Origin of the sequence: Pseudaminobacter soli (ex Li et al. 2025), assembly GCF_029892515.1 — a bacterium.
GTDB classification, from domain to species: Bacteria; Pseudomonadota; Alphaproteobacteria; order Rhizobiales; family Rhizobiaceae; genus Pseudaminobacter; species Pseudaminobacter soli_A.
Genome location: NZ_JARXVF010000001.1, coordinates 469,178 through 488,911, shown reverse-complemented (window position 1 = coordinate 488,911; position 19,734 = coordinate 469,178). Strand labels below are relative to the sequence as shown.

Here is a 19,734-nt window from a genome sequence, read left to right as displayed (position 1 = left end):
AGCGGATCATGACAGAGAGCAAGCTGAATCCCAAAGTCGATGCATTTTTGGGAGACGCCAAGAAGTGGCGTGAAGAATTCGAGAAATTGAGATCGATAATTCTTGAAAGCGGCCTGACGGAGGAGCTGAAATGGGGCAATCCCTGCTACTCCCTTCAGAAAGCAAACATCGTACTAATCCATGGATTCAAGGAATATTGCGCGCTTCTGTTTTTCAAGGGCGCCCTGATGAAGGATGCCAACGGCATCCTGATCAGGCAGACAGAGAACGTGCAAGCCGGGCGCCAGATACGGTTTACCGGCGTTCAGGAGATTGCCGAGATGGAAGCCGTCTTGAAGGCTTATGTTCAGGAAGCCATCGAGGTGGAAAAGGCCGGCTTGAAAATCGAGCATAAAAAGACCGCAGAATTCGCAGTCCCCGAAGAGTTTCAGAGCAAGCTCGATGAAATGTCTGATCTGAAGGCCGCTTTTGATGGGCTGACGCCGGGGCGGCAGAGAGCATACATCCTCCATTTTTCCGCGCCAAAGCAATCCAAGACGCGAGTGGCGAGGATTGAAAAATACGCGCAGAAAATTCTCGATGGCAAAGGACTGGATGATTAGCCAGTCCGGTCACAGTGAGAGGAGCTCGCTGTCTGTGATCTCGCCAGTTCTCACGGGAAATACGGCATAGTCGACGGCATTGAGTGGAAGCCTGGCTGCTCCTTGGGTGCGCCTGCCTGGCCCGGTTCTGAGCCCTTTCGGGCGTCATTGGGCCCGTTGGGTGCTTCATGCATTTTGCGAATCCTGCCTGTCTTTTGCCGGATCACAAAAAGTTGAGGGACCTGCCGGCTGCTTGAGTAATAAGCACGCTTATAATATATGCCGCTCATGAAATTGGACGGTACGGAAAGACTGGGCTTCCTCATTCATGATGCTGCGCGGCTGATGCGCAAGCGTTTCGAGACGCTTGCGAGCGGCCATGGCCTCTCGTCGGCGCAATGGCGCCTGCTCGTCAGGGTGGTGAAGGACGAGGGCGTGACGCAGGCGCGTCTGGCCGAGGTGCTCGAAGTCGAGCCGATCAGCGTCTCGCGGCTGGTCGACAGGATGGAAGAGGGCGGCTGGATCGAGCGCCGGCAGCATGCAAGCGACCGCCGCGTGCGCCTGATCTTTGCGACCGACAAGAGCCGCCGGGCCTTTGAAGCAATCAAGGGCTTTGCCGGCGAGGTTTTTGAGCAGGCTTTGACGGGGCTTTCGCCGGAAGAGCGGCAGACGGTCCTTCGTGGCCTCATGACGATTGTTGATAACCTGTCGGACGGCGAGGCGCCGTGCCAGCAACAGGCAATGGATAAAGGTGCAGCAGCATGAATGCCGTGTCGAAAGTTAAGGACGAGGTGACGGAGGTCGAGGCAGACAAGCTTTCGCCTCCGGTTTCTGTTGCGCCGCAGGTGCAAGCGACTCCCGCGCCGGTGCGCAAGCGCAAGGTCGGCCGCACGCTGCTGATGCTGGCGGTGCCTTTGGCGCTGGTCGCAGGCGGCGGCTATGTGTGGGTGACCGGCGGCCGCTACCAGGAAACCGAAAACGCCAATCTGAGACAGGCGAAGGTGTCGATCGCCTCGCAGGAGGCCGGTCGCGTCATCGGCGTGAATGTCGCCGACAACCAGATGGTCAAGGCGGGGGACGTTCTTTTCGAGGTCGATCCGGAGCCGTATCGGATCGCGCTGGCGCAAGCCGACGCCTCGCTGGCCGCAGCACGGCTCAATGTCGAGCAGCTTCGCGCCGCCTACAGCCAGGCGCTGGCGCAGGAGCGCGTGACCTCCAACGACGTCACCTATTACCAGTCGCAATTTGACCGCGCCTCCGAACTGGTGAAGCGCGGCATCAACTCCGAGTCGTCGCTCGACCAGGCAAAGCGCGACCTGACCAAGGGGCAGGACGAGCACGCCGCTGCCCAGCAGGCGGTGGCGAGCGCCCTGGCTGCCCTAGGCGGCAATGTCGACATCGTAACCGACAAGCATCCGACCGTGCTCGCAGCGCTCGCCGCGCGCGACAACGCCGCCTATGCGCTGGACAAGACCACCGTTCGCGCCCCGGCAGATGGCGTGATCGCCCAGGCGTCGTCCTTCAAGATCGGCCAGTTCGTCGGCGTCGGCTCGCCCCTGTTCAGCCTGGTGGAAACCGGTGACATCTGGGTCGATGCGAATTTCAAGGAAACCCAGCTCACCAACATGAAGCCGGGCCAGAAGGCCGAGATCACGCTCGACACCTACCCGAACCAGCCGTTCGAAGCGACCGTCGACGCGATCGGCGCCGGCACGGGTGCCGAGTTCTCGCTGCTGCCGGCGCAGAACGCCACCGGCAACTGGGTGAAGGTCACGCAGCGCATTCCCGTGCGGTTGAAGGTCGATACCAGCGATCTCGGCGTGGCTCTTCGCACCGGCATGAGCGCCTCGGTGTCGGTGGACACGGGCGTCAGCCGCGGTCTTCCGGGCCTGTTTTCGAGCGCGGTCGCGTCGGGCAATTCGACCAAGTAATTTCATGGAGGCGTCCGTCGCATATGGCGGGCACCTGACCACAGGTCCGTTTCAATGAGTCCGACACCCCACAGCGAAGTTCCGCATCGCGGGCTGATCACGATATCGATCATGCTTGCGACGGTGATGCAGGTGCTCGACACCACGATCGCCAATGTCGCGCTGCCGTCGATGACCGGCGATCTCGGCGCGTCGGCCGACACGATCAACTGGGTGCTGACGTCCTACATCGTGGCTGCCGCCATCATGACGCCGTTGACGGGGTGGCTTGCCGATCACTTCGGCCGCAAGGAACTGTTCCTTATGTCGGTTGTCGGCTTCACCGTTTCGTCCATGCTCTGCGGCATCGCCTGGAGCCTGGAAACGATGGTGCTTTTCCGGCTGCTGCAAGGCGTTTTCGGCGCGGCGATCGTGCCGCTGTCGCAGACCTTCCTGCTCGACATCAACCCCAAGGAGCGCCACGGCCAGGCCATGGCGCTGTGGGGTGCCGGCATCATGGTCGGGCCGATCATCGGTCCCACGCTCGGCGGCTGGCTGACCGACAGCTTCAACTGGCGCTGGGTGTTCTTCATCAACCTTCCCGTCGGCATCATCGCCTTCCTGGGCTGTGCGGCCTATCTGCCGGCGGTCGCCAAGCGTTTTCGCGGCTTCGATTTCTTCGGCTTCGCCATGCTGTCGCTCGGCGTTGGCGCGCTGCAGTTGATGCTCGACCGCGGCGCCGAGGTGGACTGGTTCTCGTCGGCCGAAATCTGGATCGAACTCGGTCTTTCGATCATCGGCTTCTGGGTGTTCATCATCCATCTGGCGACCGGCAAGGACACCTTCATCGACGCCAAGATATTCACCGACCGCAATTTCGCGACCGGTCTGGTGTTCATCTTCATCGTCGGCGTCATCCTGCTCGCCAGCATGGCGCTGTTGCCGCCGATGTTGTCCAACATCTTCGGCTACCCGACCGTCACGACGGGCATGGTGATGGCCCCGCGCGGCGTCGGCACGATGATATCGATGATCCTCGTCGGCCGGCTGGTACGGATGGTCGACCCGCGACTGCTGGTCGTGACGGGGTTGTTGCTGGTGGCGCAGTCGCTTCACACGATGTCGGGGTTCACGCCGCAGATGGACGACTACCTGATCATCCAATCCGGTGTGATCCAGGGTCTCGGTCTGGGTCTGGTGTTCGTGCCGCTATCGACGATTGCCTTCGCAACGCTTGACCCGCGTTTCCGCACGGATGCGACGGCCCTGTTCAGCCTGGTGCGCAACATCGGCTCGTCGATCGGCATTTCGGTGGTGTCGGTGCTGCTGACGCGCAACGTATCGATCAATCACGCCGAGCTTATCGGCAACATCACGCCGTACAATCCGAACCTGCTCAAGCTGTCTCCCGGGGCAGCCGCTGGCGACCCGGCGGCGCTGGCCCAGATCGACGGGTTGGTGACCCAGCAGGCGGCGATGATCTCCTATATCGACGACTTCAAGCTGATGATGATCGTGACGCTGTGCGCACTTCCGCTGGCTCTGATGCTGCGCAGGCCCAAGATGGCCGCGGCGGGAGGCGCTGCCGCACCCGCCGCGCACATGGACTGATTACCGGGATCGGGCCGCTCCGGCGGTCCGCTTCCTCGCCCGTCACTGTCTGACCTCCCGACGTGGCGAGACATGCGCACCTTCTCCTTTGACCGGGGAAGGTGCGCTTCTTTTTTGAAGGCTGGTTAGCGCTGGGCCTCAGTTGCCATGCGCAAGGCGAGCCCCACCAGAACCGTCCCCATCAGCCAACGCTGCACCACCAACCAGAACGGACGGCCGGCAAGGAAGGTAGCGATCGAACCGGCCATCAGGGCAATCATGGCGTTGACGGTCAGGCTGATGGTCACTTGCGTGACGCCCAGCGCCAGAAGCTGGGTGAAGACGCTGCCGAGCTTGGGGTCGATGAACTGCGGCAGCAGCGACAGATAAAGCACCGCGACCTTCGGATTGAGCAGGTTGGTCATCAGCCCCATCATGAAGAGCTTTTTGGGCCGATCCTTGGGCAGCTGGCGGACCTGAAAGGGCGAGCGGCCGCCGGGCCTCAGCGCCTGCCAGGCGAGATAGAGAAGATACATCGCACCCACAAAGCGCAGCGCGTCATAGGCATAAGGCACGGCCAGGACCAGGGCCGTGATGCCAAAGGCGGCGCATAATATGTAGAAGACAAAGCCCAGGGCCACGCCACCGAGCGAGATCAGCCCAGCCATCGGTCCCTGCGAGAGCGAGCGCGAGACGAGGTAGATCATGTTCGGCCCGGGCGTCAGCACCATGCCAAGGGCGATGAGCGCGAAGGCGGCGAGCGTGGAAAGCGTAGGCATGGAGATTTACCCGGATGGCTGTTGCGCAATGCATGCTGCCGCAGTGCGGTTTGCCATGCCGTCCGGTGCGGCGCTTCGGGCGGGTCGTATGCACTATCCTTGCCGAACTCGTAGTTTTCAAGGCAGCTGGCGAGCCAAACTGTTGCGCCAGCGCTTTGGGTGGAAGCACCAGATCGGGCTTGGCCCGACCGAAAGGTGGTGACACGAACAAGCGCTTCGGTTAATTCCGGTGCCGCTTGGGCACCCGCCCACGCCCATTCCAAGACTGCCGACAGTGAGGACATGCCATGACGGGGTCGCCCGAAATAATCGGATCGCTGGACGCCGTCACGGATCGCTACGGCGCGATTCTGTGCGACGTGTGGGGCGTGATCCACAATGGCGTCGACGCCTTCGATGAGGCCGGCATTGCCTTGCGCCGCGCGCGGGAGAGGGGCCTGGCGGTGGTGCTGATCACCAATTCGCCGCGTCCGCACGAGGGCGTGGAAGCGCAGCTGGCCGCAATCGGCGTGCCGGACGATGCCTGGGACCGGGTCGTCACCTCCGGCGACGTCACGCGCGACCTGATCCGCACCGCGCCGCGCAAGATCTTCCACATCGGCGCCGAGCGCGACCTGCCGATCTATGATGGGATCGACTGCGAACTGGTCGAGGAATTCGAAGCCGATGCGGTGGTTTGCACCGGGTTGGTCGACGACGAGGTCGAGACGCCAGAAGACTATGCCGAGATGCTGCAGCGGCTGCGCTCGCGCAATCTGCCCTTCATCTGCGCCAATCCCGACATCATGGTCGAGCGCGGCGACAGGCTGATCTGGTGCGCTGGCGCTTTGGCGCGTGACTACACGCAGCTGGGCGGCCGCACGCTGATTTCGGGCAAGCCGCACCGGCCGATCTATGTCGCGGCGCTGAAGGCGGCTTCCGAATTGCTCGGCCGCGAGGTTTCGCCCTCCGAAGCGCTGGGCATTGGCGACGGTATGCTGACCGACATCAAGGGCGCGGCCGACAACGGGCTCGACGTGCTCTACGTTTCCGGTGGGGTGCATGCCGCCGACTATGGTGACCCGCTTGCGCCGGATCCTAAGCGCCTGTCCGAGTTCCTCCAAAAGCATGGCCATCGCCCGCTGGCGGTCATCCCGCGGCTTCGGTAGAAAAACGCATGAACAAGTCCTTCCAGCGCATCACCGGCACCCAAAAACTTCCTGAATCGCTGCGCGGCGGTGTCGTCGCGATCGGCAATTTCGACGGCGTTCATCGCGGTCATCAGGCGGTGCTGGATCGTGCGCTGGACGAAGCGGCGAGGCATGGCGTGCCGGCGCTGGTGTTGACCTTCGACCCGCACCCGCGCACCGTGTTCCGGCCGGACGTACCGCTGTTCCAGCTGACGCCTGCGCCGATGAAGGCGCGGATCCTGGCCGATCTCGGCTTCGCCGCTGTGGTCGAGCAGCGCTTCGACCGCGAATTCGCTTCGCTCGACGCGGAGAGTTTCGTCACTGAGATCCTCGACGCCAATCTCGGCATCTGCCATGTGGTGACGGGTTTCGACTTTCATTTCGGCAAGAACCGCCAGGGCGGCCCGGCCTTCCTGATGGAAGCAGGCGAGCGTCACGGCTTTGGCGTGACGCTGGTCGATGCCTTTCGCGACGAGGGAGCCGAAATCGTCTCCTCGAGCCGCATCCGTGAGCTTCTCTGCGAAGGGGAGGTGGCGCAGGCCGCAGGTCTGCTCGGCTATCACTATACGGTCGAGGCCGAGGTGACGCGCGGCAAGCAGCTTGGCCGCACGCTCGGCTTTCCCACCGCCAACATGGCACTGCCGGAAAGCTGCGGCCTGAAGCACGGCATCTATGCGGTGCGGTTTCGCCGCGCTGACGGCACGCTGCATGACGGTGTGGCCAGCTTCGGCCGCCGCCCGACGGTGGACACCGACGGCGCGCCGCTGCTCGAAACCTTCCTGTTCGACTTCTCCGGCGATCTCTATGGCGAAACCTGCCAGGTGTCGCTGTTCGGATATCTGCGTGGCGAGGTGAAGTTCGACGGACTCGAGCCTCTCGTCGCACAGATGAAGCGCGACGAGCAGGAGGCGCGAGCGTTGCTTGCCGGTGTCAGGCCCCTGTCGGAGCTAGACGGCACTCTTGCTTTCTAGCCTGGGCGCGTTCTTCAACGCGATGCCGAAGGCGATGTAGGCCCAGCCCTGGAAGACCAGGTCGACCGCCAGGAACACGCCGAGCACCCACAGGCTGCTGACCGGCCAGCGGAAGGCGATGATCAGGCCGACCAGTATCGAAATGATGCCGGCCGCCACGACCCAGCCCCAGCCAGGCGCGCTGCGATCCGAAAACGCCACCCACAGACGCAGAATGCCCGCGGCGATAAGGGCGACCGCCAGCAGGAAGGTCAGCGCGATCGAAGCCAGCAACGGGTTCCAGAAAGCCAGGAAGCCGGCGATGGCATAAAGCAGGCCGCTCAGGAACCACCAGAAGAAGCTGCCCCAGGTCTTCACGCCGAAGGAGTGAATGATCTCGACTATGCCGCCGACCAGCATCAGGATGCCGATGACATAGACCGAGGCAATGGTGGCGATGAACAGATTACCGAATGCGATGCCGCCGAAGATGAGTAGCAATATTCCCAGAGCTATGAACCAGCCCCATTTGGTCCGTGTTTCCATGAGTGCTTTCTTGATGTCGTCGGGCATGTCGGAATTCAAAGTCATGGTCGCCACCTCCAATGGTGATGATGAAGAAGTCCCGGCAAAACGCCTGGTAAAGAGGTAGCGCGTCTATTTGGTCCGTCCAGATACCTAAATGGTTGGCCCGTTTGACAAAGACCGGCCCGATCTCATCGGATTTAAGTCAAATTTTACCAAATATGCCCCACTGCTCCGCCTACGAGCGGTTGTGTTTTGAGTACGCGCGGGGAGTAATGGTGTTTTGCAATAGAATGTCGGCAGCCCTGTCGATGGCTGTCGTCCTTGGTTTTTCGGGCGGCCCCGCTGCCGCCGACAGCTGGTTCAGCGGCGATTGGTATCTGCAGGTGGGCGCGGCAGGCTTCAGCGCCCCCAAGTTCGAAGGCGCGAAGGGCCGCATTTTCAGCGCTTCGCCGCTGATCTCGCTGGGCAGGGCGGGCTCGCAGGTGCGCTTCACCTCGCGCAACGACAACATGTCCTTCTCCATGCTCGATGTCGGCTCGCTGCGGGCTGGCCCGGTTGGCAAGATCGTCTGGGGCCGCAGCAGCGGCGATGCGGACGAAACGAAGGGGCTCGACTCGGTCAAGTGGGGCCTTGAGGCCGGCGGCTTCGCCGAAGTCTACCCAACCGACTGGCTGCGCGTCCGCGGCGAGGTGCGCCGAGGCTTCCGCTCGCACAGCGGCGTGGTGACCGACGTGTTCGTCGATGCGTTCCAGGATGTGACCTCGACCGTGCGCATTTCAGGCGGCCCGAGGCTTCAGATCGGTTCGGCCAAATATCTCGATGCCTATTACGGCGTGACGCCCGCGGAATCGGTCCGTTCGGGCCTGCGGCCCTACAAGGCCGACACGGGCCTGAGCGCGGTCGGCGTCGGCGGCGAGATAAAGTGGCGAACCACCGATGCGATCACCACCAGCGCGTTCGGCGAATATCGGCGGCTGATGGGATCGGCCAAGGATTCGAGCCTGGTGCGCCAGCGTGGCTCGGCAAACCAGCTGATGCTCGGCGTTTCGGCCACCTATCGCTTCGATTTCACCATGTAGCGAAGGCAATATCGCCATTATATGCTTTATTCTCTTGGCCGGCTCCATTAAAAGCGCGGCCATGAGATGTCTCGCGCCCGTCTTCGCGATTGCTATACGAATTACGGGCCCGGCCTTCCGGGCGGCCTGACGCTGCCCGAAAGTCCGGGATGTTTGCCTGCGCGCCCATGGCGCTTCCCCGATATGACAGTTGAACGCCCGTTGCGGCTTCGCCGGGCAATCCGATGGCAAGACAATGACTGATACGTCCGAAAAACTCGATTATTCCAAAACCCTCTATCTGCCGCAGACCGAATTTCCCATGCGTGCCGGCCTGCCCGAGAAGGAGCCGGTGACGGTAGCTCGCTGGCAGAAGATGGATCTCTACAAGCGCCTGCGCGAAAGTGCTGCTGGCCGCGAAAAGTTCGTGCTGCATGATGGCCCGCCCTATGCAAACGGCAACATCCATATCGGCCATGCGCTGAACAAGGTGCTGAAGGACGTCATCACCCGTTCGTTCCAGATGCGCGGTCGCGATTCGAACTATGTGCCGGGCTGGGACTGCCACGGCCTGCCGATCGAATGGAAGATCGAGGAAAAGTATCGCGCCGCCGGCAAGAACAAGGACGAGGTGCCGGTCAACGAATTCCGCCAGGAATGCCGCGATTTCGCGTCGCACTGGATCTCCGTGCAGACCGAGGAGTTTTTGCGGCTCGGCGTCGTCGGCGACTTCAAGAACCCCTACACGACCATGGCCTTCCACGCCGAGGCGCGGATCGCCGGCGAGCTGTTGAAGTTCGCCAAGTCCGGCCAGCTCTATCGCGGCTCCAAGCCGGTGATGTGGTCGGTGGTCGAGCGCACCGCGCTGGCCGAGGCCGAGGTCGAATATCAGGACTACGAGTCCGACACCATCTGGGTGAAGTTCCCGGTCGACAAGGGCGTGCCTGAACTGGAAGGTACCCATGTCGTCATCTGGACGACCACGCCCTGGACCATCCCAGGCAACCGTGCCGTCAGTTATTCGCCGCGCATCGGCTACAGCCTCTATGAGGTGACGGCGGCCGAGAATGATTTTGGCCCCCAGCCTGGCGAGAAGCTGATCTTCGCCGACGCCCTGGCCGAGGAGGCCGCGACCAAGGCTAAGGTCACCCTGAATCAAATCCGCAGCGTCTCCGTTGAAGAGCTTGGAAAGCTTGTGCTTTCCCATCCGGTGGAAGGTTTGGGCGGGGGCTATGAATTCCCGGTGCCGATGCTGGCGGGCGAGCATGTCACCGACGACGCCGGCACCGGCTTCGTGCACACCGCGCCCGGCCACGGCCGCGAGGACTTCGATGCCTGGATGGATGCCGTCAGGGATCTGGAAAAGTACGGCATCGACACGCGTATCCCCTTCACGGTCGACGATGCCGGATACTTCACCAAGGACGCGCCGGGTTTTGGCCCGGACCGCGAGGGTGGGGCGGCGCGCGTCATCGACGATCACGGCAAGAAGGGCGACGCCAACAAGGCGGTCATCGACGAGCTCATCAAGCGCAACATGCTGTTTGCGCGCGGCCGGCTGAAGCACAGCTATCCGCACAGCTGGCGCTCGAAGAAGCCGGTCATCTTCCGCAACACGCCGCAGTGGTTCGTCTACATGGACAAGGAGCAGGGCGACGCCACCACGCTGCGCAGCCGCGCGCTGAAGGCCATCGACGACACCCGCTTCGTGCCGGCAGCCGGCCAGACGCGCCTGCGTTCGATGATCGAGGAGCGGCCGGACTGGGTGCTGTCGCGCCAGCGCGCCTGGGGCGTGCCGATCGCGATCTTCGCCGACGTCGACGGCAATGTGCTGGTCGATGAAGAGGTCAATGCCCGCATCCTCGACGCCTTCGAGAAGGAAGGCGCCGACGCCTGGTTCGCCGAAGGCGCGCGCGAGCGCTTCCTCGGCAGCCGTGCGAACGAGGGCTGGACGCAGGTGATGGACATCCTCGACGTCTGGTTCGATTCTGGTTCCACACACACCTTCACGCTGGAGGATCGCCCCGACCTCAAATGGCCGGCCGACGTTTATCTGGAAGGCTCCGACCAGCATCGCGGCTGGTTCCATTCCTCGCTGCTGGAGAGCTGCGGCACGCGCGGCCGCGCGCCCTACAACGCCGTCGTCACCCATGGCTTCACCATGGATGAGGAAGGCCGCAAGATGTCGAAGTCGCTCGGCAATACGGTGGTGCCGCAGGACGTCATCAAGCAGTCGGGCGCCGATATCCTGCGCCTGTGGGTGGTGACGACCGACTATTGGGAAGACCAGCGCCTCGGCAAGAACGTGCTGCAGACCAATATCGACGCCTACCGCAAGCTTCGGAACACCATCCGCTGGATGCTCGGCACGCTCGCCCATGACGAGGGCGACGTGGTGCCGGTGGCCGAGATGCCGGAGCTGGAGCGGCTGATGCTGCACCGGCTGGCCGAACTCGATGAGATGGTCCGCAAAGGCTATGATGAATTCGAGTTCAAGCGCATCACGCGCGCGCTGCTCGACTTCATGGTGGTGGAGCTTTCGGCCTTCTACTTCGACATCCGCAAGGATGCGCTCTACTGCGATGCGCCCTCGAGCATTCGCCGCAAGGCCGCCGTGCAGGTGGTGCGCCATCTGTTCGACCATCTGGTGACGTGGCTGGCGCCGATGCTGCCCTTCACCACCGAGGAAGCCTGGCTCGAGCGCTATCCTTCGGCCGAATCGGTACATCTGGAGCAGTTCCGCGATGTGCCGGCCGACTGGAAGAACGAGGCGCTGGCCGAGAAGTGGCGCAAGATCCGCCAGGTGCGCAGCGTGGTCACCGGTGCGCTCGAGCTCGAGCGGGCCAAGAAGGCCATCGGCTCGTCGCTCGAAGCCGTGCCGGTCGTCTACATCGCCGATGCCGCTCTGGAAGCTGCGATGGCCGATGTCGACATGGCCGAGATCAGCATCACAAGCGATCTGGTCGTCTCGCACGATGCCCCGCCGGCGGACGCTTTCTCGCTGCGCGAGGTTCCGGGCGTTGCCGTGGTGGTCGGGAAGGCAGAGGAGAAGGGCCTGCGCAAATGCGCGCGTTCCTGGCGCTACACCGACGATGTCGGCTCCGACGCGGAGTTCGCCGATGTCTCGGCTCGCGACGCGGCCGCACTTCACGAACTGGAGGCCTTGGGGCGACTTTGATGCAACACCTCGGGGGGCACCGACCGCGCAGTCGTTGCCCTTCGGGGGCTCTTGGGTTAAAAGCCCGACATCCGGCTGACAAATTGTCGCCGGATTCCCGTCGGATGACGGTGCGGGGACTACCGGACGCCAGTCCGGTGGCATTCGGCGAAGCGAGAGGCGGTTTGCAGTGAAATTTTCTGGCATGACTGAAAAGACGCGCGCGCGGGTCGCACTGTTGGCCCTCGTGGCTGCCGGACTCTCGGTGTCGGGTTGCGTGAGCTCGCCCACCTATGGCACCGACAAGACCTCGACCGAGCAGCTCGTCGGCGACGTCAGCGGCATTCTTTCCGTGGCGCCGAAGCACCGCGAAAGCATCGACTACAAGCCGCGCCCGGATCTGGTGAAGCCCAAGGCGGGCGAGAGGCCGAACCTGCCGGCGCCGCAGCAGAACATCGTCACGGCCGACAATTCAGTCTGGCCGGAATCGCCGGAACAGCGTCGCGCCCGCCTGCGCGCCGACGCGACCGCCAACCGCGACAAGCCGGGTTGGACGCCGGGCATCCAGGGCGATACGGAGGCGCCGTCCTCGGCTGACCCCGCGTCGTCCAGCGGCTCGCAGCGCGCTTTTGAATCCGGCATTCTCAAGCCCGGCAACGATAAGGCACAGCGCGAGGCCTTCAATAAGCGCCTGGCCGAGAGCAAGCAGGGCAGCGCGACGACGCGCAAATTTCTGAGCGAGCCGCCGCTTGACTATCGTCAGCCTTCGGCGAACGCACCGGTCGGTGACGTCGGCGAGGACGAGTACAAGAAGGAACGCCGTCTGAAGGCCGCTGCGGGCAAAAGCAGCTGGCGCAGCATCTGGCCCTGGTAAAGAGGGCCAGTCGTGTTTCCGTAGCTGCGAGCTTCAGGGTTCGCGGCGCGCCTGAAAAAACTCCTTGAGCAGTGTCGCGGCGTCGCTTTCAGCGATGCCCGGATAGATATCCGGCGTATGATGGCAGGTGGGCGAGGCGAAAAACCTTACGCCGTTGACCACCGCTCCGCCTTTTTCGTCCGCTGCCCCGTAATAGAGACGACGGATGCGCGCGAATGAAATGGCGCCGGCGCACATGGTGCAGGGTTCGAGCGTGACATAAAGATCAAGATCGGTCAGCCGCTCCGCCGATAGCTTCTGCGAGGCTTCGCGGATGACCAGCATTTCGGCATGCGCGGTGGGGTCGTTCATTTCGCGCGTGCGGTTTCCGGCGCTGGCGACTACCTTGTTGCCGCTGGCCAGGACCGCGCCGACCGGCACTTCGCCGCGTGCTGCAGCCGCTTTGGCCTCGGCAAGCGCCAGCGCCATGAAATCCGGTCGTTTCAAGCCGTTATTCTCCTCGCAAGTGTGAAGTGTTCCTGTTATCTACCGCCCCGGAAAGGCAAATGCCACATGGATGACGATCGAAAGAAATTTCCGCGCAAAGGCGGACCAAAGCCGGGCGGACCGCGCGGGCGCGATGGCGCGCCGCATAAGGGCGGAAAGCCGGGATTCTCGGGCAAGCCGCGCGCCGAAGGGTCAAAGCCCTTCGTGAAGCGCGACCGCGATGGCGATGAACGCCCCAAGCGCGAATTCCGCCGGGACGACCGCCCGCGCGAAGACGGCGAAGCCGGCTTCCGCCGGGGCCCGCGGCCCGAGGGCGCAAAACCCTTCGTCAAGCGCGACCGTGACGGCGGCGATCGGCCCTTTGCCAAGCGCCGCGACGATTCCTATGGCGCCGAACGCCCCAAGCGCGAATTCCGCCGGGACGACCGTCCGCGCGAGGATGGTGAAACCGGCTTCCGCAGGGGGCCGAGGCCCGAAGGCGCAAAACCCTTCGTCAAGCGCGACCGCGACGGCGGAGATCGGCCCTTTGCCAAGCGCCGCGACGATGCCTATGGCAGCGAACGGCCCAAGCGCGAATTCCGCCGGGACGACCGCCCGCGCGAGGATGGTGAATCCGGATTCCGCAGGGCCCCGCGCGCCGAAGGCGAAAGACCTTTCGAGAAGCGTGGTCCGCGTGCGGGTCGCGCCGAACGGGCGGAAGGTCGCGGCGAGGAGTTTTCGCGCGAGAATCGCAATCAAGAGTTCCGTGGCGAACGGCCGGCACGCCGGTTCGAGGGCCAGCGTCCTCCGCGTGAAGGCGGCTTCGGAGGCCGCCCGCGCCCCACGGGCGACAGGCCGAAAGGTCCGCGGCCGGCGGGTGCCGGGCGCAAGCCCTTCGCCCATGACAAGGCTGCGGTGGAAGACGCACCGGGCGAACGCATCGCCAAGCGTCTGGCACGCGTGGGCATCGCCTCGCGCCGCGACGCCGAGGAGCTGATTGCGGCGGGCCGCGTGCGCGTCAACGGCCAGGTGCTGACCTCGCCGGCGTTCAACGTCATGCCGCAGGACCACATCGAACTCGACGGCGAGGTCATTCCGCCGGTCGAGCGGACGCGCCTGTTCCTGTTCCACAAGCCGGGCGGCGTGGTGACGACCAACCGCGATCCCGAAGGCCGCAAGACCATTTTTGACGTCCTGCCGACCGATCTGCCGCGACTGGTGACCGTCGGGCGCCTCGATATCAATACCGAGGGCCTGCTGCTGCTGACCAATGACGGCGGGCTGGCACGCGTTCTCGAACTTCCGGCCACGGGCTGGCTGCGCCGCTACCGCGTGCGCGTTCACGGCAAGGTCGATGAGAAACAGCTGGCCGGCCTGAAGGACGGCATCGCCGTCGACGGGGTCTTCTACGGCGCCGTCGAGGCTTCGCTGGACCGCGAGCAGGGCACCAATGCCTGGCTGACCATCGGCCTGCGCGAGGGCAAAAACCGCGAGGTGAAGAACATCCTCGGCGCGCTCGGCCTCGAAGTGTCGCGCCTGATCCGCATTTCCTACGGACCGTTTCAGCTCGGCGAACTGCCGGAAGGCCATGTGCAGGAACTGAGCGGACGCATGCTGCGCGACCAGCTCGGCGAGCGGCTGATCGAGGAATCCGGCGCCAATTTTGATGCCGACATCCTGAAGCCTTTCTCGAACAAGCCGGTCCGCCGCGAATTCGAAAGGCACTCCGAGGCCGATGCGCCCGCCAGGGCGCCACGTGCGCCGCGTCCTCTCGACATCGGCGAGGGCGGACTGATCAAGCGCAACCGCAAGCGCGACGACGAGCGTCATCGCGAAGACATGCGCGACCGCCTGCAGACGAAGCCGGATCGCGGGTTCAAGGCCGATCGTGGCGATAAGCCCGAACGCGGGCCGAAATTCCCGCGTGGCGAAAAGCCGGGCGAGCGCGCCAGCCGTCCTTTCGAGACGCCTGGTACGCGCAAGGCCAATGTCTGGATGGCGCCGGGCGCTCGTCCGATCGGCAAGGGCAAGGTTGCCGCCAAGGCGGAAGAGTCTGGCCACAAGTCGGCCAAGCATCACGGCAAGCCTTTCTTCGACAAGGCCGGCGGCGGCAAGTCGGGTTTCGGCAAGCCGCGCCGTGAAGGCGACGAGGGCAGGGGATCGAATGGCGGCGACCGTCCGTCGGGTCCGCGGAGGGGTAAGGGCGATGCGGATCGTCGGCGGTGAGCTTCGCGGCCGGCCTCTGGCCACGCCGCGCAGCAATTCCATCCGGCCGACCACTGATCGCACCCGCGAGGCGCTGTTCAATGTGCTGGCCCACCGCTACGCCGACCGACTGGAAGGCGCGCGGGTGCTCGACTTGTTCGCCGGCACCGGCGCGCTAGGGCTTGAAGCCATATCGCGCGGTGCGTCCTTCTGCATGTTCGTAGAGGAGTCGACAGAGGGGCGCGGATTGATCCGCACCAATGTCGAGGCATTCGGCCTCACCGGCCGCACCAAGATCTTCCGGCGCGATGCCGCCGGTCTCGGCCCGGCCGGAACGGTTCAGCCGTTCGGCCTGGTTTTTGCCGACCCGCCCTATGGCAAAGGGCTCGGCGAAGCCGCCCTCCGTTCGGCCTTGAGCGGTGGCTGGCTGGAGCCGAACGCGCTGTGCGTGGTGGAGGAAACGGCTTCCGTTTCCTTCGAACCCGGACCTGATTTCGTCGTCGTCGACGAGCGCGGTTACGGTGATACAATCATTCGATTGATTGAGCGGAACTAGGCTCCGCAATAGCTCTGGACGGGTTCACTGCGTCATTTGGCGACGATTTTTTGCGTCCCAAACTCCACTTTTCTGGCCCGTGGTCCAGTTTTGGCCTCTTTTCGTTTGCCAGATGACGCTGTGTCAACTTTTGGGAATGCTGTGCCGATTACTATATCTGGTGCTGGCAGACTCGGGGACCCCAAAAACAACCAGAAGCCAAGGAGCCATTGATGACTTTTGACATAGAGCGGTCCACGCGGCGTCGCCGCGTCGGTGCCGCCTCTCTCGCATTGCTGCTCAGCACGGCAGCAGTGCCCGCATTGGCGCAATCCGCGCAAACCAAACAGGACGTCGCCGATTTCACTCTCGGCAACGGCATGGAAGTCGTCGTCATTCCCGACCACCGCGCTCCCATTGTGACGCAGATGGTTTGGTACAAAATAGGTAGCGCCGACGAACCGCCGGGCAAGTCCGGCATCGCGCATTTCTTTGAACACCTGATGTTCAAGGGCACGACCAACCACAAGGCTGGCGAGTTCGGCGCCAAGGTCGCCGAAATCGGCGGCAGCGAAAACGCCTTCACGTCCTACGACTACACCGCCTTCTACCAGACGGTGTCGCCAGATGCGCTCGAGACGATGATGAGCTTCGAGTCCGACCGCATGCGCAACCTGATCCTCACCGACGATGTGATCGGGCCGGAGCGCGAGGTCATTCTCGAGGAGCGCCGTTCGCGTATCGAGGGGAGCCCTGAAGCGCTGCTCGGCGAGCAGATCCAGGCCACCCTTTACGAGAACCATCCCTACCGCATCCCGGTCATCGGCTGGATGCACGAGATGGAGCAGTTGAACCGTCCGGAAGCGATCGAGTTCTACAATCGCTACTACGCACCCAACAATGCGGTCCTGGTCGTGTCCGGCGACGTCGAGCCTGAAAAGGTTCGCGAAATGGCCGAAAAGACCTACGGCAAGGTAGCACGCGGGCCGGATCTGCCGCCGCGCGTTCGCCCGACCGAACCCAAGAAGCCCAGCATGCGTACCGTCACCATGTCGGATGAGCGCGTGACCGTGCCGGGCTATTCCAAGTCCTGGGTGGTTCCTTCGTATCATACCTCCAAGAACGGCGAGGCAGAGGCACTCGACCTTCTGTCCGAGATCCTTGGCGGTGGCACGCGCAGCCGACTTTACCAGCAGCTTATCGTGAAGGATGGGTCTGCCAACGATGCCGGCGCGTCCTACGACGGAGCTTCGCTCGATGACACCAGCTTCATGGTCTACGGCTCGCCGCGCGACGCCGAAGGGCTTGAGGGTCTGGAAACCGGCATCGACGCGCAGATCGCCCGCATCGTGAAGGACGGGGTGAGCGACGAGGAGCTGCAGAAGTCCAAGAAGCGCTATCTGCGTGCCATGGAATTCGCACGCGACAAGCCGTCCGCCATGGCCAACCTCTATGGCGCCGCGCTGGCTACCGGCAGCACGGTGAAGGATATGGAGACGTGGCCGGATCGGATCCGCGCTGTTACTGCCGCCCAGGTGCAGGCAGTCGCGGCCAAGTATCTGAACCCGGACCTTGCGGTCGTCGGCTATCTGCTGCCCAAGCAGGGCAGTGCCGAACCGGATACGGCCGAAGCGCCTTCCGAAGGCCCCATACCGACCAGAGCACAGCCTGGTAGCGAGTCGCCGGCCCACGGGCCGATGATCGGTGGCCCCGTCAACTGAATCGGAAAAGTCTCATGACAATGAATTTGAACATGCGCGCCCGGACGGTGGCGGCCGCCACTGCCGTGGCGACCTCGCTGCTCTTGTTCGCGCTCCCGGCGCGAGCCGAAATGAAGATCCAGGAGGTGAAGTCGTCGAGCGGTGTCTCCGCTTGGCTGGTCGAGGACTACTCGGCGCCCATCATCTCCATCCGCTTCTCCTTCGAGGGCGGCACCACCCAGGACCCGAACGGCAAGGACGGTCTCACCACCCTGATGACCGGGATGCTCGACGAGGGCGCCGGCAAGCTCGACAGCGAGGCTTTCCAGTCGCGCCTCGACGACGCGGGTGCCGAGATGCAGTTCAGCGCCGGCCGCGACTCGATCTCCGGCTCGATGCGCACGCTTGCGGACCAGAAGGCCGACTCGTTCGAGCTCCTGCGCATGGCTATCAACGAGCCGCGTTTCGACAAGGAGCCGCTCGAGCGCATTCGCGCCCAGATGGTTTCGGGCATCCTTGCCGCCGCGCACGATCCGGAGGCTGCTGCCCAGGTCAAGTGGGCGAATGCGCTCTACGGCGACCACCCCTATGCCCGGCACAGCGAGGGCACCGAGGAGTCGCTTGCATCGATGAAGGCCGACGATCTGCGCGCCCTCCACAAGGCGATCTTCGCCCGTCAGAAGCTGAAGGTCGCCGTCGTGGGTGCGATCGATCCCGCGACGCTGAAGACCGATCTCAACAAGCTGTTCGGCAACCTGCCGGAGAAGCCTGCCCTGCAGTCGGTTCCGGATGTGCAGGCCAAGCTCGGCCAGGAGCTTCACGTCGACTATCCGTTGCCGCAGACGAGCATCACCTTCGCCTATCCGGGCGTTTCGCGCGATGATCCGAACTTCTTCGGCGCCGTGCTGATGAACCACATCCTCGGCGGCGGCACCTTCAGCTCGCGCCTGTTCGATGAGGTGCGTGAGAAGCGTGGCTTGACCTACGGCATCTCGTCGTCGCTGATGAACCAGGCCCATTCCAGCGGGCTGATGATCAGCACCTCGACGCGCGTCGACAAGGCCGGCGAGACGCTCGACGTCATCCACGACGTGGTCGACAAAATGGCCAAGAACGGCCCCGAAGAGGCCGAACTGGCTGATGCGAAGAAGTATCTGGTCGGCTCCTACGCGATCAACAACCTCGACTCGTCGACCTCCATTGCAAGCACGCTCGTGGACCTGCAGGTTGAGAAGCTGGGCATCGACTACATGCAGCGCCGCGCTGAACTGATCAACGCGGTGACGGTGGACGACGTCAAGGCGGCTGCTCGCAAGCTCTTGAGCGTCAAGCCGTCGGTCCTCATCGTCGGTACGCCCATGGCTACCGCCGCCAGCATGGGGAGCAAGGGGTGAGCCCGACCTTCGCCGTCGCTTTCGGCGGCGGAGGCGCCCGCGGCCTCGCGCATATCCACGTCATCGAGGCTCTGGACGAGCTCGGCATTCGGCCTGTGTCGATTGCCGGCTCGTCCATCGGCGCGATCATGGGGGCGGGGATGGCCTCCGGCATGTCCGGCAAGGAAATCCACGACTATGCGCGCTCCATTCTCGGGCGGCGATCCGAAGTCGCTGCCCGTGTCTGGCAGGCGCGGCCCGGAACCTTCTCGGAGATGATGGAAGTCGGCCTCCGGGTCAGCCAGTTCAGCATCGAGCGCATACTGAAGGCTTTCCTGCCGCCGCAAATTCCGGCCACGTTCGAAGAACTGAAGATTCCGCTGCGCGTGGCCGCGACCGATTTCTACGGCCACAAGCTCGCCGTCCTCGGCGAGGGCGAACTGAACTCGGCGCTGGCAGCATCGGCGGCCATTCCCGCCTTGTTCAGCCCCGTCAAGCGCGATGGCCGGCTGCTTATCGACGGCGGGATCTACAATCCCGTGCCGTTCGATCTGGTCACCGGCGACGCCGATATCGTGATCGCAATCGATGTCGTCGGTGCGCCGTCCAATGGCCGCGGCCGCAAGAGCCCCAAGTCGATCGACCTGATGTTCGGCGCCACCCAGCTGATGATGCAGTCCATCACAGCCTGCAAGCTGCTGCACACCCGGCCCGACATCATGCTGCGCCCGCCGGTTTCCCGTTTCCGGATGCTCGATTTCATGAAGATCGATGCCGTGATGGGCGAGACCGTCGCCATCAAGGATCAGTTGAAGCGCGCCGTCGATCTTGCCCTGACGAAGCGCCTGCAACACGCTTGA

General features: G+C 63.7%; 17 protein-coding genes. 14 read left to right on the top strand and 3 right to left on the bottom strand.

The window, feature by feature from the left end; genetic code table 11:
* Positions 1-8: 8 nt before the first annotated feature.
* From M2281_RS02340 to M2281_RS02325, 4 genes are all read left to right on the top strand, one after another.
* On the top strand, positions 9-602 hold the full coding sequence (locus M2281_RS02340; protein WP_280819484.1) for a YdeI/OmpD-associated family protein: 594 nt from the start codon (positions 9-11) through the stop codon (positions 600-602).
* Between the two features lie 267 nt (positions 603-869).
* Positions 870-1,346, top strand: a complete 477-nt coding sequence (locus M2281_RS02335; protein ID WP_280819483.1) for a MarR family winged helix-turn-helix transcriptional regulator — start codon at positions 870-872, stop codon at positions 1,344-1,346.
* Positions 1,343-2,512, top strand: coding sequence for an HlyD family secretion protein (locus tag M2281_RS02330; protein ID WP_280819482.1), 1,170 nt, complete (start codon positions 1,343-1,345; stop codon positions 2,510-2,512). Before M2281_RS02335 ends, M2281_RS02330 begins: the two co-directional genes overlap by 4 nt.
* 54 nt (positions 2,513-2,566) lie before the next feature.
* Positions 2,567-4,102 (top strand): DHA2 family efflux MFS transporter permease subunit, encoded by a 1,536-nt coding sequence (locus M2281_RS02325; protein ID WP_280819481.1) that lies wholly within the window; start codon positions 2,567-2,569, stop codon positions 4,100-4,102.
* A gap of 125 nt (positions 4,103-4,227) precedes the next feature.
* On the opposite strand, the gene M2281_RS02320 is transcribed toward M2281_RS02325, so the two are convergent.
* On the bottom strand, positions 4,228-4,860 hold the full coding sequence (locus tag M2281_RS02320; RefSeq protein ID WP_280819480.1) for a LysE family translocator: 633 nt from the start codon (positions 4,858-4,860) through the stop codon (positions 4,228-4,230).
* A 287-nt stretch (positions 4,861-5,147) separates the two neighbouring features.
* Between M2281_RS02320 and M2281_RS02315 the strand changes: the two genes are divergently transcribed.
* Together M2281_RS02315 and M2281_RS02310 are read left to right on the top strand one after the other, a co-directional pair.
* Complete coding sequence (locus M2281_RS02315; protein WP_280819479.1) at positions 5,148-6,008, top strand: TIGR01459 family HAD-type hydrolase; 861 nt, start codon at positions 5,148-5,150, stop codon at positions 6,006-6,008.
* A gap of 8 nt (positions 6,009-6,016) precedes the next feature.
* Positions 6,017-7,000, top strand: coding sequence for a bifunctional riboflavin kinase/FAD synthetase (locus tag M2281_RS02310; RefSeq protein ID WP_280819478.1), 984 nt, complete (start codon positions 6,017-6,019; stop codon positions 6,998-7,000).
* Here M2281_RS02310 and M2281_RS02305 read toward each other — a convergent pair.
* Positions 6,977-7,570: an HdeD family acid-resistance protein gene (locus M2281_RS02305; protein WP_280819477.1), complete on the bottom strand. Its 594-nt coding sequence runs from the start codon at positions 7,568-7,570 to the stop codon at positions 6,977-6,979. The two genes, M2281_RS02310 and M2281_RS02305, sit on opposite strands and share 24 nt — an antisense overlap.
* A 245-nt stretch (positions 7,571-7,815) precedes the next feature.
* Between M2281_RS02305 and M2281_RS02300 the strand changes: the two genes are divergently transcribed.
* From M2281_RS02300 to M2281_RS02290, 3 genes are all read left to right on the top strand, one after another.
* A complete protein-coding gene (locus M2281_RS02300; RefSeq protein WP_280819476.1) occupies positions 7,816-8,586 on the top strand; it encodes a MipA/OmpV family protein in 771 nt (256 codons plus the stop codon).
* A 235-nt stretch (positions 8,587-8,821) separates the two neighbouring features.
* The gene (gene ileS, locus M2281_RS02295) at positions 8,822-11,743 is read left to right on the top strand and encodes an isoleucine--tRNA ligase (protein ID WP_280819475.1); all 2,922 of its coding nucleotides are present in this window, start codon (positions 8,822-8,824) and stop codon (positions 11,741-11,743) included.
* Positions 11,744-11,927: 184 nt separating this feature from the next.
* The gene (locus M2281_RS02290) at positions 11,928-12,596 is read left to right on the top strand and encodes a hypothetical protein (RefSeq protein ID WP_280819474.1); all 669 of its coding nucleotides are present in this window, start codon (positions 11,928-11,930) and stop codon (positions 12,594-12,596) included.
* A gap of 33 nt (positions 12,597-12,629) precedes the next feature.
* Here the strand turns inward: M2281_RS02290 and M2281_RS02285 are convergent, their stop codons facing one another.
* Positions 12,630-13,082: a nucleoside deaminase gene (locus M2281_RS02285; RefSeq protein WP_280819473.1), complete on the bottom strand. Its 453-nt coding sequence runs from the start codon at positions 13,080-13,082 to the stop codon at positions 12,630-12,632.
* Positions 13,083-13,148: 66 nt separating this feature from the next.
* Between M2281_RS02285 and M2281_RS02280 the strand changes: the two genes are divergently transcribed.
* From M2281_RS02280 to M2281_RS02260, 5 genes are all read left to right on the top strand, one after another.
* Complete coding sequence (locus M2281_RS02280; RefSeq protein WP_280819472.1) at positions 13,149-15,287, top strand: pseudouridine synthase; 2,139 nt, start codon at positions 13,149-13,151, stop codon at positions 15,285-15,287.
* Positions 15,268-15,822 (top strand): 16S rRNA (guanine(966)-N(2))-methyltransferase RsmD, encoded by a 555-nt coding sequence (rsmD, locus tag M2281_RS02275; RefSeq protein WP_280819471.1) that lies wholly within the window; start codon positions 15,268-15,270, stop codon positions 15,820-15,822. The genes M2281_RS02280 and rsmD overlap by 20 nt, the downstream gene beginning before the upstream one ends.
* Positions 15,823-16,034: 212 nt before the next feature.
* On the top strand, positions 16,035-17,522 hold the full coding sequence (locus M2281_RS02270) for a M16 family metallopeptidase (RefSeq protein WP_280819470.1): 1,488 nt from the start codon (positions 16,035-16,037) through the stop codon (positions 17,520-17,522).
* Positions 17,523-17,536: 14 nt separating this feature from the next.
* Positions 17,537-18,895: a M16 family metallopeptidase gene (locus M2281_RS02265; RefSeq protein WP_280819469.1), complete on the top strand. Its 1,359-nt coding sequence runs from the start codon at positions 17,537-17,539 to the stop codon at positions 18,893-18,895.
* On the top strand, positions 18,892-19,734 hold the full coding sequence (locus M2281_RS02260; protein ID WP_280819468.1) for a patatin-like phospholipase family protein: 843 nt from the start codon (positions 18,892-18,894) through the stop codon (positions 19,732-19,734). The genes M2281_RS02265 and M2281_RS02260 overlap by 4 nt, the downstream gene beginning before the upstream one ends.

Excerpts from the sequence above, each read along its gene's own strand:
- M2281_RS02315 (WP_280819479.1), top strand. The coding sequence starts at position 5,148 with ATGACGGGGTCGCCCGAAATAATCGGATCGCTGGACGCCGTCACGGAT.
- M2281_RS02340 (WP_280819484.1), top strand. The coding sequence starts at position 9 with ATGACAGAGAGCAAGCTGAATCCCAAAGTCGATGCATTTTTGGGAGAC.
- M2281_RS02280 (WP_280819472.1), top strand. The coding sequence starts at position 13,149 with ATGGATGACGATCGAAAGAAATTTCCGCGCAAAGGCGGACCAAAGCCG.
- rsmD (WP_280819471.1), top strand. The coding sequence starts at position 15,268 with ATGCGGATCGTCGGCGGTGAGCTTCGCGGCCGGCCTCTGGCCACGCCG.
- M2281_RS02310 (WP_280819478.1), top strand. The coding sequence starts at position 6,017 with ATGAACAAGTCCTTCCAGCGCATCACCGGCACCCAAAAACTTCCTGAA.
- M2281_RS02305 (WP_280819477.1), bottom strand. The coding sequence starts at position 7,570 with ATGACTTTGAATTCCGACATGCCCGACGACATCAAGAAAGCACTCATG.
- M2281_RS02300 (WP_280819476.1), top strand. The coding sequence starts at position 7,816 with ATGGCTGTCGTCCTTGGTTTTTCGGGCGGCCCCGCTGCCGCCGACAGC.
- M2281_RS02335 (WP_280819483.1), top strand. The coding sequence starts at position 870 with ATGAAATTGGACGGTACGGAAAGACTGGGCTTCCTCATTCATGATGCT.
- M2281_RS02320 (WP_280819480.1), bottom strand. The coding sequence starts at position 4,860 with ATGCCTACGCTTTCCACGCTCGCCGCCTTCGCGCTCATCGCCCTTGGC.
- M2281_RS02265 (WP_280819469.1), top strand. The coding sequence starts at position 17,537 with ATGACAATGAATTTGAACATGCGCGCCCGGACGGTGGCGGCCGCCACT.
- M2281_RS02330 (WP_280819482.1), top strand. The coding sequence starts at position 1,343 with ATGAATGCCGTGTCGAAAGTTAAGGACGAGGTGACGGAGGTCGAGGCA.
- M2281_RS02290 (WP_280819474.1), top strand. The coding sequence starts at position 11,928 with ATGACTGAAAAGACGCGCGCGCGGGTCGCACTGTTGGCCCTCGTGGCT.
- M2281_RS02270 (WP_280819470.1), top strand. The coding sequence starts at position 16,035 with ATGACTTTTGACATAGAGCGGTCCACGCGGCGTCGCCGCGTCGGTGCC.
- ileS (WP_280819475.1), top strand. The coding sequence starts at position 8,822 with ATGACTGATACGTCCGAAAAACTCGATTATTCCAAAACCCTCTATCTG.
- M2281_RS02325 (WP_280819481.1), top strand. The coding sequence starts at position 2,567 with ATGAGTCCGACACCCCACAGCGAAGTTCCGCATCGCGGGCTGATCACG.